16 protein-coding genes are annotated in these 16279 nt (G+C 40.2%); 7 read left to right on the forward strand and 9 right to left on the reverse strand.

Features of this window, described 5'->3' with window-relative positions:
• Position 1 precedes the first annotated feature (1 nt).
• The 3 genes from J2S10_RS18355 to J2S10_RS18365 are packed head-to-tail and all read left to right on the forward strand — an operon-like array spanning position 2 to position 2200.
• Positions 2-937 (forward strand): dipeptidase, encoded by a 936-nt coding sequence (locus J2S10_RS18355; protein WP_307410437.1) that lies wholly within the window; start codon positions 2-4, stop codon positions 935-937.
• A complete protein-coding gene (locus tag J2S10_RS18360) occupies positions 934-1950 on the forward strand; it encodes a DmpA family aminopeptidase (RefSeq protein WP_307410439.1) in 1017 nt (338 codons plus the stop codon). Before J2S10_RS18355 ends, J2S10_RS18360 begins: the two co-directional genes overlap by 4 nt.
• Before the next feature lie 19 nt (positions 1951-1969).
• The gene (locus J2S10_RS18365; protein ID WP_307410441.1) at positions 1970-2200 is read left to right on the forward strand and encodes an excisionase family DNA-binding protein; all 231 of its coding nucleotides are present in this window, start codon (positions 1970-1972) and stop codon (positions 2198-2200) included.
• 227 nt (positions 2201-2427) lie between these two features.
• Here the strand turns inward: J2S10_RS18365 and J2S10_RS18370 are convergent, their stop codons facing one another.
• The 3 genes from J2S10_RS18370 to J2S10_RS18380 are packed head-to-tail and all read right to left on the reverse strand — an operon-like array spanning position 2428 to position 6082.
• Positions 2428-3492, reverse strand: coding sequence for a Ger(x)C family spore germination protein (locus J2S10_RS18370; protein ID WP_307410443.1), 1065 nt, complete (start codon positions 3490-3492; stop codon positions 2428-2430).
• Positions 3489-4577, reverse strand: coding sequence for a GerAB/ArcD/ProY family transporter (locus J2S10_RS18375; protein ID WP_307410445.1), 1089 nt, complete (start codon positions 4575-4577; stop codon positions 3489-3491). Before J2S10_RS18375 ends, J2S10_RS18370 begins: the two co-directional genes overlap by 4 nt.
• Positions 4578-4594: 17 nt before the next feature.
• On the reverse strand, positions 4595-6082 hold the full coding sequence (locus J2S10_RS18380) for a spore germination protein (RefSeq protein WP_307410949.1): 1488 nt from the start codon (positions 6080-6082) through the stop codon (positions 4595-4597).
• Positions 6083-6284: 202 nt separating this feature from the next.
• Between J2S10_RS18380 and J2S10_RS18385 the strand changes: the two genes are divergently transcribed.
• Together J2S10_RS18385 and J2S10_RS18390 are read left to right on the forward strand one after the other, a co-directional pair.
• The gene (locus J2S10_RS18385; RefSeq protein ID WP_307410447.1) at positions 6285-7553 is read left to right on the forward strand and encodes an MFS transporter; all 1269 of its coding nucleotides are present in this window, start codon (positions 6285-6287) and stop codon (positions 7551-7553) included.
• 120 nt (positions 7554-7673) lie between these two features.
• Positions 7674-8054 (forward strand): DUF488 domain-containing protein, encoded by a 381-nt coding sequence (locus J2S10_RS18390; protein ID WP_307410448.1) that lies wholly within the window; start codon positions 7674-7676, stop codon positions 8052-8054.
• Between the two features lie 21 nt (positions 8055-8075).
• Here the strand turns inward: J2S10_RS18390 and trhA are convergent, their stop codons facing one another.
• On the reverse strand, positions 8076-8723 hold the full coding sequence (gene trhA, locus J2S10_RS18395) for a PAQR family membrane homeostasis protein TrhA (protein WP_307410450.1): 648 nt from the start codon (positions 8721-8723) through the stop codon (positions 8076-8078).
• A gap of 130 nt (positions 8724-8853) precedes the next feature.
• On the opposite strand from trhA, the gene J2S10_RS18400 reads away from it, so the two are divergent.
• Positions 8854-9444, forward strand: coding sequence for a DUF1836 domain-containing protein (locus J2S10_RS18400; protein ID WP_307410453.1), 591 nt, complete (start codon positions 8854-8856; stop codon positions 9442-9444).
• 77 nt (positions 9445-9521) lie between these two features.
• Complete coding sequence (locus J2S10_RS18405) at positions 9522-9836, forward strand: DUF3892 domain-containing protein (RefSeq protein WP_307410455.1); 315 nt, start codon at positions 9522-9524, stop codon at positions 9834-9836.
• 472 nt (positions 9837-10308) lie between these two features.
• Here the strand turns inward: J2S10_RS18405 and leuD are convergent, their stop codons facing one another.
• The 5 genes from leuD to ilvC form a co-directional block, all read right to left on the reverse strand.
• Positions 10309-10893, reverse strand: a complete 585-nt coding sequence (gene leuD, locus J2S10_RS18410) for a 3-isopropylmalate dehydratase small subunit (RefSeq protein WP_307410458.1) — start codon at positions 10891-10893, stop codon at positions 10309-10311.
• Positions 10894-10908: 15 nt separating this feature from the next.
• Positions 10909-12330 carry a 3-isopropylmalate dehydratase large subunit gene (leuC, locus tag J2S10_RS18415; protein ID WP_307410460.1) on the reverse strand — a complete coding sequence of 474 codons (1422 nt, stop codon included), beginning with the start codon at positions 12328-12330 and terminating at the stop codon, positions 10909-10911.
• A gap of 153 nt (positions 12331-12483) precedes the next feature.
• Positions 12484-13590 (reverse strand): 3-isopropylmalate dehydrogenase, encoded by a 1107-nt coding sequence (gene leuB / locus J2S10_RS18420; protein WP_307410462.1) that lies wholly within the window; start codon positions 13588-13590, stop codon positions 12484-12486.
• Positions 13591-13716: 126 nt separating this feature from the next.
• Positions 13717-15261 (reverse strand): 2-isopropylmalate synthase, encoded by a 1545-nt coding sequence (locus J2S10_RS18425; RefSeq protein ID WP_307410464.1) that lies wholly within the window; start codon positions 15259-15261, stop codon positions 13717-13719.
• Complete coding sequence (ilvC, locus tag J2S10_RS18430; RefSeq protein WP_307410467.1) at positions 15248-16279, reverse strand: ketol-acid reductoisomerase; 1032 nt, start codon at positions 16277-16279, stop codon at positions 15248-15250. The genes J2S10_RS18425 and ilvC overlap by 14 nt, the downstream gene beginning before the upstream one ends.

The following is a 16279-nucleotide window of genomic DNA, read 5'->3' on the forward strand; positions in this document are numbered from 1 at the left end:
AATGTACATAATTGATCTGCATTGTGATGCTTTAATGAAATTGCAGGAAGCAAGAGGATCTTTACGATATAGTGATGCCCCTGAATTAGAAACCAATAAAACCAGGTTACAGCAAGGGAAAATCAAGGTTCAATGTTTTGCCATCTTTATCGAACCGGAGATTAATTCAGAGCAAAAATTCCAAGTGGTTCTTGAACAAATCGATTATTTTTATACGGAAGTCTTAGGGAAAAACCCGGATATGGTGCATATGAAAAATTGGTCTGATTTTGATCAATTAAAGCTTGGGCAAATCGGTGCGATGCTTACACTCGAGGGCGTTGATGCAATCGGCAATGATTTGACTAAGCTGCGCATTCTTTACCGGCTTGGCGTCCGTTCCGTCGGACTGACCTGGAACAACGCCAATCTTGCTGCAGATGGGGCAGGAGAGCCGCGCGGAGGCGGTCTTACTCTGTTTGGGAAAGAAATTGTTCATTCTAACAATGAGCATCAAATTCTCACAGACGTATCCCATTTAAGCGAAAAAGCTTTTTGGGACGTGATCGAGATCGCTAAATACCCAATTGCCAGCCACTCGAATACCAAAAAGCTTTGTAACCATCCCCGCAATTTAACAGACGAGCAAGCAACTGCCATGTTTAAAAAAGGCGGCATGATTCATGTTGTTTACAATCCGCCATTTATTAATGAAAGTGGAAAAGCATCGATATCTGATCTTGTGAAGCATATTGATCATTTTTGTTCGTTAGGCGGTGAAAAGCAAATTGGTTTAGGTTCGGATTTTGATGGAATTGCTACCTTTATTACGGATTTAGAGGATGCATCCAAAAGCCAAAACCTTATTAATGAACTTTTAAAATACTATTCCGAAGAAGAGGTAAGAGGATTTGCCTGCCAAAACTTCCTCGACCGGCGTCCCGGGGTTGGACGATGAAAATTAGGGAAGCCGGAAAAATAATTGGTTTGCTTTCAACGGGGTTGAAAAACTGTATTACGGATGTCGAAGGTGTCATAGTGGGACATATTACACTGGACTTCCCCATTGATGAGTCAGGAGAGAATTATGCCTGTACAGGGGTAACGGCGATTTTGCCCCATAAAGGGAATGTATTTAAAGAAAAAGTAACAGCGGCTAGCTATGTGATTAATGGTTTTGGAAAAACAACAGGTCTCGTGCAAATAAATGAATTAGGTGTGCTCGAATCGCCTATCATGTTAACAAATACCTTTGCCGTGCCTGCGGTAACACAAGGAACGCTTGAGTATATGCTAGCGGAGAATCCGGAAATTGGCGATACCACTGGAACGATAAATGTCGTGGTTGGAGAATGTAATGACAGCTATTTAAATTCCATCCGTCAATTTCCTGTCAAACCGGAGCATGCAATCGAAGCAATAAAAGGTGCATCTGACCGTCAAGTAGATGAAGGGGCCGTTGGCGCAGGCAAAGGAATGATTTGCTTTGGCTATAAAGGAGGCATCGGTTCTTCATCACGAAAGGTTGAAGGTTATACGATTGGCTGTCTTGTATTAAGCAATTTCGGGAAAAAGGAAGAGCTAGTAGCCTTTCGAAATGCAAAAGAGAAGGGACTTTCTGAAACCTCCGATGGTTCCATTATCATGCTCCTCGCGACCGATGCCCCGCTAAGTGACCGCCAGCTGCGGCGCGTTGCCAAACGCTGCGGAATCGGCCTTGGGCGGACAGGCAGTCATTTTAGCCATGGCAGTGGAGATATTGTGATTGCATTTTCAACAGCTCATAAAATCGAACATTTTTCAGTGGATGGCTTAGAATCCCGAATCCAGCTTCGCGAAGACCATCCAATCATGAATCAGCTTTTTGCAGGAGCGGCTGAGGCTGCAGAGGAAGCGATCCTCAACTCGCTGTCACAGGCGGTGACTACAAAAGGAAGAGCGGGCAGGATGGTTCAGCGAATTTTATTTTAAATAGAAGGATTGATTACATTTGTATCTAACGATAAAAGAAACAGCAGAATATTTGTCTGTTCCGGAGGCGACGGTCGAAAGCCTGATCCAACAGAAGAAGATTCGAACTCTATATGATGGTGAGAACTATTTGATATTTAAAGAGCAATTCAACACCCATTTAAAACAGATGGAAAAGTATAAACATTTAATAGAAGAAATACTAAGCGAACCGATTCCTGAGGATTTAGATGTGAAGGATGAGGATTAAGGCATGTGAACCGTATCATAAGTAAATGAGGTTTTTATCCGAAAATGAAAGGGACATGCAATATATTAAATGCTTGCTCGACTATAACTTTAAAAAAGACAATTACATTTAGAGTAAAAAGCTGTCCTATACAAAATTAATAATAAAAATATAGGACAGCTTTATTTTCACACATATATGTTTTAACGTTTATAATTTACACTTTCTAAAAGGTCTTAACACAATGATTATTCAATGACCCCTGATTCCGTAATCGATACATCTGCATGGACGTTCACTTTTAGATGTTGATAGTCAACATTTTCCCATTTTTTAAAATTAAATCCTCTTGTCCGGCTTTTTACAAAATGTCCAAATCCTACAGGATCAATATCTTCTGCCTGAAACCTTTTTATTAACTTTTCACATTCAACTTCAATGTTCTTGTGCAGATTTGTTTCTATTTGGTTAATTTCCTTTGAAGTAACGCGTTCGCCGGAGTATTCATTTAACACCGCTTTAACCTTAAGCTGTACATTTACTGTTAATGGATTTCTTGCTGCAAGCTGCATTTTGTATTTAGAACGGATACTTTCAATTGCTGCACTTTCCTTGCCCACTTTCACCTTTAAGGTTCCTTTACTATAGTTGTCCACAAGCAGCTTGAAATAGAACATTTTCGAAGCTGGAACGGTATCCACGACACGGCCAATATTAAAAAAGCTCATTCCGCTTATTTCGATTTGATCCTCTTCAATGCTTCTTATTCGTGGAAGATAAGGTGTTTTCCCCTTTTGATAAAAATCAAATAAAAAACGTTGAAGGTTTGTTTTGGGAACATCTTTTGTTAGCATATTATGACGAATGAGATTGGATAAATAAACAGCATTTCCTCTTTTTCCATAATTACCTTCAATTATATCCTTTGCTTCACCCTCTGTTACAGCGAGGTAAAGACCTGCACCTATGCTAGGATCGCGTTGAAATGCATCCATAAGTTCTAAAATTCCTTTTCTTGAAAGCCGTTCACCAAAAAGGACCACTTTAAGGCTTCCTGTTACGAGCGGATCTGGAGATTGGCGCTGCACATCTCTTAAAAAGTCTCTGCTTAATGTAGAAGAGGCCGTGAAGGTTTTATTTTCCACGTGTTTATCTGGTAAATAGACAGGCACTAATGCCGTTCCGCGGATCTTATTACCAACATAATCATAGGCGCTTCCAGTTTCAAGATTGACATCGTCCAAGATCTCCTTTTGAACACACCCGGCAAGAACAATGGTAACGACAATAAGGGACATCATGATTTTATTCATTTTTGCTTCACCTTCTTCACGAGAAGCACCAGAAAAAAGAGTAAAGGGATGTATCCATAATTAATGAAAAAAGCAATTCTTCCAGTATAGGTAGTCAGGGTGTTAATGACTTCCCGTGTATTAAAAATATTTATGGCGATTAGAATGACCAGACAAATGATAATAGCTCCCTTTTTTTGCTTTAAATTGGTCACTCTTTTTAAAATCCGGCTCCCACACCAAATAGCAATACAAAAATTTGGGAGAATAACGATATTCCAATTGGCAATGCCAATGTATTCAAACCTCTCTACAAAAGGCATTTCTACTATTTTCCACATGGTTAAGGTTGACCAAATATTCTTTTGCAGCTGTACCTCTGAAAAATAGGCAAAAGTTATAATGCTAAGCAACGTATAAAGTAAAGTAGTATAAAGGACGCCTAGATGTGCCCATTTCTTAGATTTTTTCGGTTCCTTGATAAACGGATAAATAAACAACAATATTTCATAGCCAAGATAAGTGAAAGACATTTGATAAGCTGCCAAAAGCAAATCTTTGATCGAGTGATCAAAGATAGGAAGTAAATTTCGGAAATCAGCATACGGAATGGTAAACAAAAAAGTGAACGATAAATAGGCTGGAAGAACGACTCCAAAGAATCCTACCCCTGTTACGGTTCTAAATCCTCCGAAAACAATGTAGATCCCTAAACCACAAAAAGCTAGGGAAAACCAAAAGGGACTAAGATCTTGAAACATCCATACTTGTATGACCTCAATAAAGGTCCGTAGCAGCGTGACAGCGAGAAGGGAAAAATATAAAACAAATGGCAGGGACAGGAGTTTGCCCAATTTCTTGCCAAATACGAAAGTATGAGCTGATACGATATCCCCATCTACGGTTTCTGCAATTTTGTAAATCATCCAAAGAATGATATGGATGCTTAAACCTGCAATAATAATCGATATCCATGCGTCATATCCAGCGGTCAGGGCGATAATGCGCTGAAAGCCAAGGACGCCGACCCCTACCTGCATAGTGTGAACTAGAAAAAAAACTAAAAAAGGCGATATTTTTGCTTTTTCAGGTACTACTTGTTCCATAGCCCAACACCCGCCTCCTATTCGTCAATATCTCTTTTTTCTTTTTTTTCTTTTACGGTATAACGAACAGGGTTTTGTGTCCTTAAATAATCCGGTCTTAAAGATTGTTTGCTGAATGGGAGCCTAATAAGAGAATCCTTAAGATCCTTTACTCTTGGTGGATATATTGGTTCTAAGAAAGGCCTATTGAGAGAAGTAAGCCGTATTAAGTGTGCCATTAAGAAGCAAAAACAAAAAACGATTCCAAGCAGCCCCCAAAGTTCTGCAAAAAACAAAAAGGGAAAACGCAGTAAACGAATGGCGTTACCCATTTTATAAACAGGAGTTGTAAAAGATGCCAGTGCAGCAAGCGCCACAATAATCAGGAGGACATTACTAGTCAGCCCTGCTTCGACAGAGGCCGTTCCAATAACGATACCGCCTACGATACCGATCGTCTGGCCAACCTTGGTCGGAAGACGTGCACCCGCTTCCCTAAGTAGTTCAATGGTCAATTCCAAAAATAAGGCTTCCAAAATGGGAGGGAGCGGAATTTCACGCCGGGAGGTTACTAAGGTATTCATTAAATCCTTTGGTATGAGTTCATAATGGTACGATAAGGTTGCAACATAAATAGGCGTAATTAAAATAGAAAACGCAACGGCGAACAGCCGAATCAGTCGGAAAAATGAGGATAACATCCAATTTAGGAAATAATCCTCAAAGGAACTAAAGAATTCAACCAGCGTTGTTGGTGCAATCAGCGCATGCGGAGACCCATCAACGAGTATGGCAATTTTCCCTTCTGCCAAAATGGCTGTTACCCTGTCCGGACGCTCCGAATCCAGAAGCTGCGGAAAGGGTGAATTTTTATTATCGGATATTAATTGGACGATGTAGGAACTATCGGTAAGCGCATCGAATTGAATACTTTTTATCCGTTCCTTAACGGTTTGGACATTGGCTGGATCTGCAATGCCGTCAATGTGAAGAATCGAAATTTTTGTTTTTGAAAGAGATCCAACTGTTACGTCTTCAATAATCAGTTCTTTAATAGGAAGCCTTTTGCGAATTAGGTTTACATTTTGCTCTACCGATTCGACAAAAGCCTCCTTCGGCCCGATAACGCTAAATTCAACCTCCGGCGGAGCAATGCTGCGAACAAGCTCCTTTTGAGCAGCTATAAATGCAAAATTTCCCTTGTCTGAATCTATGGTAAAAAGGACATATCCATTAAACAATTTCTGTTCGATTACGCTAGGATCATTGCTGATTTCTACATCTGCAATTGGGATGATTTTCTTTACATCCTCGATTGTTTCGAAGGGTTTCTCTATTAAATAGGGAAGCGCATTATTCTGTAGAATCGCTTCGTCTATAAGAGAAGAAATAAACGAAAAAGAAAAACGCCTGTTTGTTTGTTGGTTGATATAATCAACCTTTTTATAATCATTTGAGCGCTGAAGATAGTGTTCCAGCGATTCTTTTTCATCCTTTTGTTCCTGCTTTTTTGTAAACCAGCCCATCAAGTCGTCTCACCGCCTTACTCAGCATCCTATTTTATTATTTCCTTAACTGGAAGGATTATGAATGCTTGCAAATTTGGGAAGTTTGTATATTTTAATAAAAGTTCTTATGTTGGTGGATAATTGTTTGAGCAGAAGAATTTATATGAGAAAAATAAAGAGTATAATAATAAGAAAATAATAGCTAACAGGGGTAGAATTCTTGGAAAAACAAAATAGCAAATATAGATGGGTTGTTTTTGCAACTGTATTGTTAACCTATTTTTTAATCGTGACACAACGAACAGCACCGGGACTAATTTCCGATCAATTGATGAAGGACTTCAATGTTTCAGCAGCAACCATAGGATTACTTACGAGTATACAATTTTTGGCCTACGCAGGCTTCCAAATTCCAATTGGGATCCTGTCCGACCGTTTTGGTCCTAATCATTTTCTTATCGGTGGGGCATTACTTAACGGTTTAGGTACTTTAGTCTACAGTCTTGCACCCAATGAATTTGGTTTACTTCTTGCCAGATTACTGGTGGGAATGGGGGATGCGACCATTTGGGTGAATTTGGTATTGATATTAAGCCAATGGTTTAAAGTGAAAGAATTTGTTGGGTTACTTGGCCTTGCGGGAATGGCGGGGAGTCTTGGCTCCTTGATGGCGACCGTTCCATTTTCAGCTTGGATTGCCTTATCCGGCTGGAGAGCTCCATTTTTTACAATGGGAATTCTGTTATGCCTTTGTGGATTTCTTCTTTACTATGTTCTTGTAAAAAAATCAAAACAAATTATAAAAAACAATTCTCTAACTGTAAAACCCGAGAAAAAACGTGAAAAAACTCTGATAATGCTACGACGTATCTTTTCTGATCGGCAAGCATGGGCAACATTCCTATGTCACTTTGGTCTTGTCGGTACTTATGTAGGGTTTATTGGTTCGTGGGCAGTACCTTATGGGATGCATGTGTATGGTATGACACGTTCAGGTGCGAGTCAGCTTATTATGGTCGGTCTTTTTGGAGCCATTATTGGCGCTCCGCTAACAAGTTGGAGTTCAAGCCGTTTAGAATCGATAAAACGTCCCTATATTGTTGCTCACATGATCGTTTTTTTAAGTTGGATTGCGTTTCTTTTATTTAGCGGGAAGCCGCCAATCTACATGCTTATTATTCTTTTCTTTATCATTGGTTACGGAAATGGTTCAAGTTCGTTGACATTTGCCGTCGTTCGAAAATCGTTTCCAATGAAAGAGGTTGGAGTTATCTCAGGATTTGCGAATACCGGAGGATTTTTAAGTGCTGTCCTTTTACCAAGTATTTTTGGAAAGGTATTAGACCATTTTCGAATTGATGCAAGTAGTGTTGGATATCACTATGGTTTTATAATTCCGGTTATTTTTTCAATGGTTGGTTTGATTGGAGGATTTCTCATTAAGGAACAACGCCGGGAAGTCGAGCAAACAAGGGAATCAATGATTTAGGAAAAATGAAACATCAAAAAATAAACTCTTTTGATGTTTCATTTTTTTTCACTCCGGCTCTTTTAAATACAATCCACTGTCCCTAACTTAATTACAATATAAAAGAATCGAGGCCGGAAAATGAGGAATATATTTTTAAAAAGAATTTATGAACCCTATGATAAAACGGATGGCATACGAATTTTAATTGACCGGCTGTGGCCGCGCGGGATTTCCAAAGAAGATGCAAAATTGGCGTTTTGGCTAAAGGACATCGCTCCAAGTAATGAGCTTCGAAAATTATTTTGCCATAAGCCGGAGCGATTTGAAGAGTTCCGAAGCAACTACCTTACTGAGCTTCAATCGAATGAAACGCAATCACTGGCTGTAGAGGAAATTATCAGCTTATCCCAAACCGGAACGGTCACCCTTTTATACGGTGCTAAGGACCCGATTTATAACCATGCCCAAGTCCTACAGGAAGAGCTCCGCAAAAGATTAAATGAAAAAATCGACCGCTGATAAAAAGGTCGATTTTTTCATTTAAATTACATATAGGAAAACACATAAGAAATGTGCCAGGCTGCCAAGCAAAATGAAAATATGGAAAATCTCATGAAAACCCATAAATTTCAATTTTAAAAATTTTGGCTTAGCTCCGTAAATCACACCGCCGATTGTGTAGAATATGCCTCCCAAAAATAGCAGGAACAAACCGTACGGATTTAAACTGCCTGTCAGTGGGGAGGAAACGAAGACAATCATCCAGCCCATCGCCAAATACAAAGCTGTAGAAATCCAGCGGGGGCATTTAAACCATACCATTTTAAAAACAACCCCGCAGATTGCAACTGAGGCAATAATCGAAAATAAAATCCACCCCGTTTGTCCATTCAAGCTTATAAAGCAAAAAGGGGTGTATGTGCCGGCAATCAGAATGAAAATCATTGAATGGTCGAGTCGGCGTAAAAAGGCGATAACTTTATCTCTAGCTATCACCATGTGATAGGTTGCTGAAGCCGAATAAAGAAGAATCATGCTAACACCGAAAATGATTACAGCTGAGAGTGTAAGTGAAGATGGTGTTGTCATTGCTGCTTTAATCACCATCGCAAGGAGTCCGACAAACGATAAAATGGCTCCCGCTAAATGGGTTAATCCATTGATAGGTTCCCGAATGTATTGGTTCATTTGAAATACCTCCCGCACAATATGTAGTTTTGATAACTACATATAATCATACTAACAAAACGTGAACTAGTCAATCATTACTTTAGTATGTATAATAAAAGCAGATATTAATTAGAACGGGGTTTTTAGCATGGACAATATCAAGACGATTCTCGAACAACTTGGTCTGGAAACAAGCCTTACCTTAGAAGAAATCCCCCATATAGATTTGTACATGGACCAAGTAATTCAATTATTTGAAAACAAATTCGGAGATTCCAAGAGGAATGAAGAAGAAAAAGTTTTAACCAAAACAATGATCAATAACTATGCCAAAGGCAAGGTGATTTTTCCGATTAAAAACAAAAAGTATTCGAAAGAGCATCTTATATTAATGAGCCTGATTTATCAGCTGAAAGGTGCTTTATCGATTAGTGATATTAAAACAACGCTTGATAGGATCAATAAAAAGCTTATAAAAGAGGAGGGCAATATTGACTCCTTTTATCAAAGCTATTTAAATCTTACCGGCAAAAATGTTGGTGACTTTAAAGCGGATATGGATGCCAGGGTGAAGGAAGTAAAGAATGAAGTAATCAAGATGGAGGATGGTGACTCTCCGAATCTTGATCAGGTATTAATGATTGCTACTCTCGTTCATATGAGTAACTTATATCGAAGAGTTGCCGAAAAACTTGTCGATGAAATGGTAATAGAAAAAGATGGGAAGCGCCAAAGGTGATTTAATTTGCTATCCACAGGTACATACATAATTTTGCCCGGCATGTAAATACTATCGTATGTTTGGAGGTGACAACAATGGAACAAAAGGATTTTGAAAAAATTTATGATCAGTATAGACAGCAAAGTGAACAGCTAGCCCAAGTGGAAGCAAATCAAGGCAATGTTGATGGAAAAGAAGAGTTCGTAGCAGTGAGAAAAAATCACGATGGGGACATTATAGCCTTTAAGACGAGCTCGGGACGTGAGCTGGATTATCTCACGGCATTAGATGAAGCGAAAGCAGGAAAAGTTGCACATATTGATGTTTTTCATAAATATGGAAGAGACATCATTCGCAGCGAACCGGATGGGATAAAAGAAAATAATCTGGACCGCTTACCTGAGTTTTAAAAAATGAGTGGTATTTTAATACTACTCATTTTTTTTGGATGAATTCATTCCCTCTTATCTTTTTCTCCCTTTCCTTACACCCAAATAAAAAACTACCAAACTATATGCAGCGAATCCGAATATAGCCATAATAACTTTCTTATGCAATTTCCATAGTAAGACCATAGTGGATGTAAGAGTTCCTTTTGTATGTAAATAGTAAAGATAAACAAATAGCAGGGAAAAGAGAATAAGCAGGATAACCTTCAGTAACCGAAATAAATCTACATTTTCCGGAAAGGGTTTTACTTTTTTCCTCGGATTAGAGGATGACGTTTTGTTAGTTCTTGTTTCGGCCATAAATTTCTCCTCGCTTCTTGCTATTGTAGGAAATGAATACTTATGTTTAATAATAGATTATCAGGCAAAAATTTTAAATAAATAAATGAGCTAGGAGATGTCTCCTAGCTCATTATGTTATAGAAAGAAAGTTTTAATTTTTTACAAGTTCATATTGCTTAATTTTTTCTTCATATGTTAATGTTACACCGATTTCATCCCAGCCATTGAGCAGCATTTCCTTAGAGTAGGGGGCAATATCAAATTTAACCTCAAAGCCCTCATTATCATACACTACTTGATCTTCAAGGTTCACAATTAAATCGTACTTGTCGGATTCCGCCCTCTTAATGATGGTTTGAACTTGTTCTTCACTCGCCTGGATAGCAAGGATGCCATTTTTTACACAGTTGTTTTTAAAAATATCCGCATAGCTTGGTGCAATTATGACTCTAAAGCCATAATCCTGAACAGACCATGGTGCATGTTCACGAGAGGAGCCGCAGCCAAAATTTTCTCCGGCAACTAAAATAGATGCACCTTGATATTTTGGATCGTTCAAAGAGAAATCTTCACGTGGATTTCCGTTGTCATCAAAACGCCAGTGATAAAAAAGGAATTGTCCAAATCCACTGCGCTCAATACGTTTAAGAAATTGTTTTGGAATAATCTGATCTGTGTCAATATTAGCCCGGTTTAATGGATAAACAAGGCCTTGATGAATGCGTAGCGGTTCCATTGCTTCTAATACCTCCTAGGAATTAACAGTTTGGGCACTGAATTGACGTACATCGACAAAATGGCCTGCAATCGCAGCTGCAGCGGCCATTTCCGGACTCACAAGGTGGGTACGGGCCCCGTTTCCTTGACGGCCTTCAAAATTACGGTTTGATGTGGACGCACAGCGATCTCCCGGTGATAAAATATCATCATTCATCGCCAAGCACATACTACATCCCGCTTCACGCCATTCAAACCCAGCCTCTTTAAAGATTTGGTCTAATCCTTCTTTTTCTGCTGCAAGTTTGATACTAAAAGAACCAGGAACGACGATGGCAGTAACAGAAGGGTTAACCTTACGGCCCTGGATGACTCCAGCTGCTTTGCGAAGGTCGCTCAACCTTGAATTTGTACAGGAACCAATAAACACATGGCTAATTTTAACGTCTGTGATTTGCTGACCGGCTTCAAGACCCATGTATTCGAGGGCACGGTTAATTTCCTCTTTTTCGCTTGCTTTAACTGCGTCATCCGGATTTGGAACAGAAGCAGTGACGGGTATACACATACCTGGGTTTGTTCCCCAAGTCACTTGTGGTTCTATTTCAGCAGCATCAATTTCAACAACTGCATCGTAGGTAGCACCTTCATCAGAAGCAAGATCCTTCCATTTGGCTACAGCTTCATCGAAAGCTTCCCCTTGAGGAGCATGTCGTCTGCCTCTTAAATATTCAAAAGTAGTCTCATCCGGAGTAATTAATCCTGCTCTAGCACCGGCTTCAATCGACATATTACATACAGTCATACGCTCTTCCATCGAAAGGGAGCGAATCGCTTCACCTGTGTATTCCATCACATATCCAGTTCCAAATTGAACACCAAATTTACCGATGATAGCTAAAATTAAATCTTTCGCTGTTACACCCGTTCCAAGCATACCGTTTATCTTTACATTAAGAGTTTTTGGAGGTGCCTGCCAAAGCGTTTGTGTCGCCAGGACGTGCTCTACTTCACTTGTACCGATTCCGAAGGCTAATGCGCCGAACGCCCCATGTGTAGATGTATGGCTGTCACCACAAACGATTGTTTTTCCAGGCTGGGTTAGACCAAGCTCAGGACCAATGACATGGACAATTCCGTTATCCGGATGATTGATACCGGCAAGGGAAACACCGAATTCTTCGCAGTTATTTTTTAATGTGTCCATTTGTTTTTTAGAAACTTCATCTTTGATAACACTACGATCACGAGTAGGAACGTTGTGGTCCATGGTTGCAAAGGTTCGATTTGGCTGGCGGACTTTACGCCCGTTCAAGCGTAGTCCCTCAAATGCTTGAGGAGAGGTGACTTCATGAACAAGATGCAAATCAATATATAGTAAATCCGGCTTTCCTTCTTCTTGATGTACCACATGCTGTTCCCAAATTTTTTGAATAATATTTTTTGGTTTTTGCATAGTTTCCTTCCTCACGTAAATAGATTTATATTTTTTCTGTTTTAGAATTTGCGGGTAAACTGCTTTTTTTTGCAGCTTACCCGCAGGATTTAATTAATAAAAATTTTTATCTAAGAGAATTGTCCGGCTTCAGTGCAGGGCGCTTGCGCTTTTCTATATATAACAGCTCATAATACACTTTGCGGCATTTTGCGACTTAATAAAATCAACAATATGTTTTGTCATTTCAGCTGTTCCAACAAGACTTCCGTTTTCAATTTGAAGATCGGCTGTATGGAATCCGGCATCCAGTACGGATTGTACGGCATCTTCAATCAATTTCCCTTCGTTTTCCATTTGGAAGGAATACCTTAACATTAGGGCTGTGGACAATATCATGGCGACGGGGTTGGCAATACCTTTACCGGCAATGTCGGGTGCGGAACCATGAACAGGTTCATAAAGGCCGACACCATCTTCACGCAAGCTGGCAGAAGGGAGCATACCAAGCGATCCGGTTAATACGGAAGCTTCGTCACTTAAAATGTCACCAAACAAATTCTCCGTTACAATGACATCAAACTGAGTAGGGTTGGTGATCAATTTCATTGCTGCAGCGTCGACTAACACATGGTCAACGGAAACATCAGGATACTGGGATTTTTTTTCTTCGACAACTTCGCGCCAGAGCTTGCTGGATTCAAGGACATTGGCTTTATCAACAGAAGTGAGATGCCCGCGTCTTTGTTGTGCTGCTTGGAACCCCCTGTCTACAATTCTTTCAATCTCTTTACGTGAGTAAGCAAGAGTATCGACAACAGATTGACCATTATCGCGTCGTTCACTCGGTGTTCCGAAGTAAAGTCCGCCTGTTAGCTCACGGACAATCAACAAGTCGCTTCCTTTAACAACTTCTTCTTTTAGCGGTGAAGCGTGAAGTAGATTCTTGAAGCCTTTAATCGGTCGTAAATTGGCATACAAATCAAGCGCTTTTCGAATGCCGAGCAAACCTCTTTCAGGGCGTAAATGGGAGGGGTTGTTATCCCATTTAGGGCCGCCTACAGCTCCAAGTAATACTGCATCAGCCCTCCCGCAAGCTTCTACGGTTGACTCCGGCAGGGGAGTGCCATATTGGTCGATAGCTGCCCCTCCGATCTCATGTGTTTCAAAGCTGAATTCATGATTAAATTCTTCTGCAATTGCATTTAACACATCTTTTGCAGAATTAATAACTTCCTTGCCAATTCCATCACCAGGGAGTAATACAACATGTTTTTTCATCAAAGCAACCTCCTCATCATTTTTTAGCACCTTTAAGGTAATCTTCGAAAGCGCTAGTTTCACAGAGATAGATAGTTTGAAGCAAGCACTATTGGGACCGAAGTTTCCAAGGCGCTTCCGCTTCTTTTATAGAATCGCAGTTTCCTTAACTGCGGCCTTTTGGTTAAAAAATACACGATTCACTGCGTTCAAGAAGGCTTTTGCCGAAGCTTCCAAAACATCCTGTGCTGATGCACGGCCGCTGACTTGGGTACCGTTTACTGTCATTTTTACACGGGCCTCAGCAAGAGCATCACGACCTTGACCGATAGAGCTTAAATTAAAATCAGTAAGATGAATTTCTTCTTTTACCAATGCTTCTAATGTGTTACACAGTGCCTCAACACTTCCTGATCCGGTGCGGGCTGTTTCGACCCGAATGCCTTCAGGCGTTGTTAGGGCAACAGTTGCAGTAGGGAGGTTAGCTGAACCGTATTGGACTTGGAAAGCCACCAGCTCATATTTCTTCACATCGACAACAGCAGTTTGTATATCCGTTAAAATGGCAAATAAATCTTCGTCCGTAACTTCTTTTTTCCGGTCCGTTAACAGTTTAAAAGAAGTAAATGCTTCGATAAGCTTTTCATTCGGTAATAAAAAGCCCATTTGCTCGATTTTATCTTTAAATGCGTGTCGGCCTGAATGTTTTCCAAGAACTAAATCATTGGATTGAATCCCGACTAATTCAGGAGTAATGATTTCATAGGTTAATGCATTTTTTAATACGCCATCTTGATGAATACCGGATTCATGAGCAAACGCATTTTTACCAACAACTGCTTTGTTTGGCGGGACCACCATGCCTGTAAAGCGGCTGACAAGGTCACTCGTGCGTTTGATTTCTTTTAAAACCAGGTTATTTGTAAAATCATATTTATCTTTTCGGATATTAAGTGCAACTGCAATTTCTTCTAAGGAAGCATTACCGGCACGTTCACCGATTCCATTAATGGTTCCTTCTACTTGGTTAGCGCCGTTTTCAATTGCAGCAAGCGTATTGGCAACAGCCATTCCAAGATCGTCGTGGCAGTGTGCCGATAGCTGAACCTTATGAATATTAGGGACGTTTTCCCTTACATAGCGGAACATACGCCCATATTCTTCAGGAGTTGAATATCCGACAGTATCGGGAAGATTAATAACCGTAGCTCCTGCATCAATGACTTTTTCAACAATATGAACGAGATAATCGAGATCAGAGCGGGTAGCATCTTCTGCCGACCATTCTACATGCGGAAACTTTGTTCGTGCATAGGAAACCATGTCAATTGCTAATTGTGTTACTTCCTCAGGTGTCTTTAGCAACTTATATTGCATATGAATAGGGGAGGTTGCAAGAAAGATATGCAACCTAGGTTCTTGTGCATCTTTTAAGGCATCCCACGCAATGTCAATGTCCGACTTTGTCGCTCTTGCAAGGCCTGTTATGGAAACATTTTTAATCGTACGGGCGATACTGCGAACTGCTTCAAAATCGCCTTGTGAGGAAGCCGGGAAGCCGGCCTCCATAATGTCAACGCCAAACCTTTCAAGTTGTTTCGCAATTTCCAGTTTTTCAAGCTGGTTTAAATTCACGCCGGGGGACTGCTCGCCATCGCGTAATGTCGTATCAAAGATGTTAACGTGAACCATTTACCACCACTTCCTTCTTAGCAGATACCGGCTTTTTAATAAATGGCATTAATGAACGAAGCTCACGGCCAACTTGTTCAATTTGATGATTGTTTTCACTGCGGTTAATTGCGTTAAATTGCGGGCGGTTAGCTTGGTTTTCAAGGATCCAGCCTTTTGCAAATACACCTGTTTGAATATCCTTTAATACTTCCTTCATGCGTGCTTTTGTATCTTCGTTTACAACACGTGGTCCGGAAACGAAATCTCCCCATTGAGCTGTATCAGAAATCGAATAACGCATGTTTTCTAATCCGCCTTCGTATAAAAGGTCAACGATTAATTTTAATTCATGTAAACACTCAAAGTAGGCAACTTCCGGCTGATAACCTGCTTCAACAAGCGTTTCGAATCCTGCTTTGATAAGAGCTGTTGTACCACCGCATAATACTGCTTGCTCTCCGAATAGATCTGTTTCTGTTTCTTCTTGGAAAGTTGTTTCCAATACACCTGCACGGGCAGATCCAATACCTTTTGCATATGCAAGGGCAAGTTCACGTGCTTGACCTGTATAATCTTGATAAATACCGTAAAGGGCTGGAACACCGGCACCTTCAGTGTAAGTACGACGAACTAAATGTCCAGGTCCTTTAGGGGCAACTAGGAATACATCGACATCTGCAGGAGGAACGATTTGGTTAAAGTGAACGTTGAAGCCATGAGCAAAAACAAGCGCGTCACCGGCTTTAAGGTTTGGTTTAATGCTTTCTTCGTATACTTTCGGTTGATGTTCATCCGGAAGCAGGATCATAATTACATCCGCTGCTGCTGTTGCTTCTGCAACAGAGGTAACTTCAACTCCGTCTTCAACTGCTTTATCCCATGATTTACCGCCTCTTAAGCCAACTACGACATCAAAGCCGCTTTCTTTTAAGTTTAGAGCATGTGCATGACCCTGTGAGCCATAGCCAATTACAGCAATCTTCTTTCCTTGTAAAACCTCTTCATTAATATTTCCGTTATAAAGTACTTTTGCCAT

Source organism: Neobacillus ginsengisoli (genome assembly GCF_030813055.1).

What these genes read in the sequence shown, in the direction of transcription:
- J2S10_RS18400 (WP_307410453.1), top strand. Translation starts at nt 8,854, where the DNA reads ATGGACAATATCAAGACGATTCTCGAACAACTTGGTCTGGAAACAAGC.
- J2S10_RS18380 (WP_307410949.1), bottom strand. Translation starts at nt 6,082, where the DNA reads ATGGGCTGGTTTACAAAAAAGCAGGAACAAAAGGATGAAAAAGAATCG.
- trhA (WP_307410450.1), bottom strand. Translation starts at nt 8,723, where the DNA reads ATGAACCAATACATTCGGGAACCTATCAATGGATTAACCCATTTAGCG.
- J2S10_RS18355 (WP_307410437.1), top strand. Translation starts at nt 2, where the DNA reads ATGTACATAATTGATCTGCATTGTGATGCTTTAATGAAATTGCAGGAA.
- leuC (WP_307410460.1), bottom strand. Translation starts at nt 12,330, where the DNA reads ATGCAAAAACCAAAAAATATTATTCAAAAAATTTGGGAACAGCATGTG.
- ilvC (WP_307410467.1), bottom strand. Translation starts at nt 16,279, where the DNA reads ATGGCAAAAGTACTTTATAACGGAAATATTAATGAAGAGGTTTTACAA.
- J2S10_RS18425 (WP_307410464.1), bottom strand. Translation starts at nt 15,261, where the DNA reads ATGGTTCACGTTAACATCTTTGATACGACATTACGCGATGGCGAGCAG.
- J2S10_RS18370 (WP_307410443.1), bottom strand. Translation starts at nt 3,492, where the DNA reads ATGAATAAAATCATGATGTCCCTTATTGTCGTTACCATTGTTCTTGCC.
- J2S10_RS18360 (WP_307410439.1), top strand. Translation starts at nt 934, where the DNA reads ATGAAAATTAGGGAAGCCGGAAAAATAATTGGTTTGCTTTCAACGGGG.
- leuD (WP_307410458.1), bottom strand. Translation starts at nt 10,893, where the DNA reads ATGGAACCGCTACGCATTCATCAAGGCCTTGTTTATCCATTAAACCGG.
- leuB (WP_307410462.1), bottom strand. Translation starts at nt 13,590, where the DNA reads ATGAAAAAACATGTTGTATTACTCCCTGGTGATGGAATTGGCAAGGAA.
- J2S10_RS18390 (WP_307410448.1), top strand. Translation starts at nt 7,674, where the DNA reads ATGAGGAATATATTTTTAAAAAGAATTTATGAACCCTATGATAAAACG.
- J2S10_RS18375 (WP_307410445.1), bottom strand. Translation starts at nt 4,577, where the DNA reads ATGGAACAAGTAGTACCTGAAAAAGCAAAAATATCGCCTTTTTTAGTT.
- J2S10_RS18405 (WP_307410455.1), top strand. Translation starts at nt 9,522, where the DNA reads ATGGAACAAAAGGATTTTGAAAAAATTTATGATCAGTATAGACAGCAA.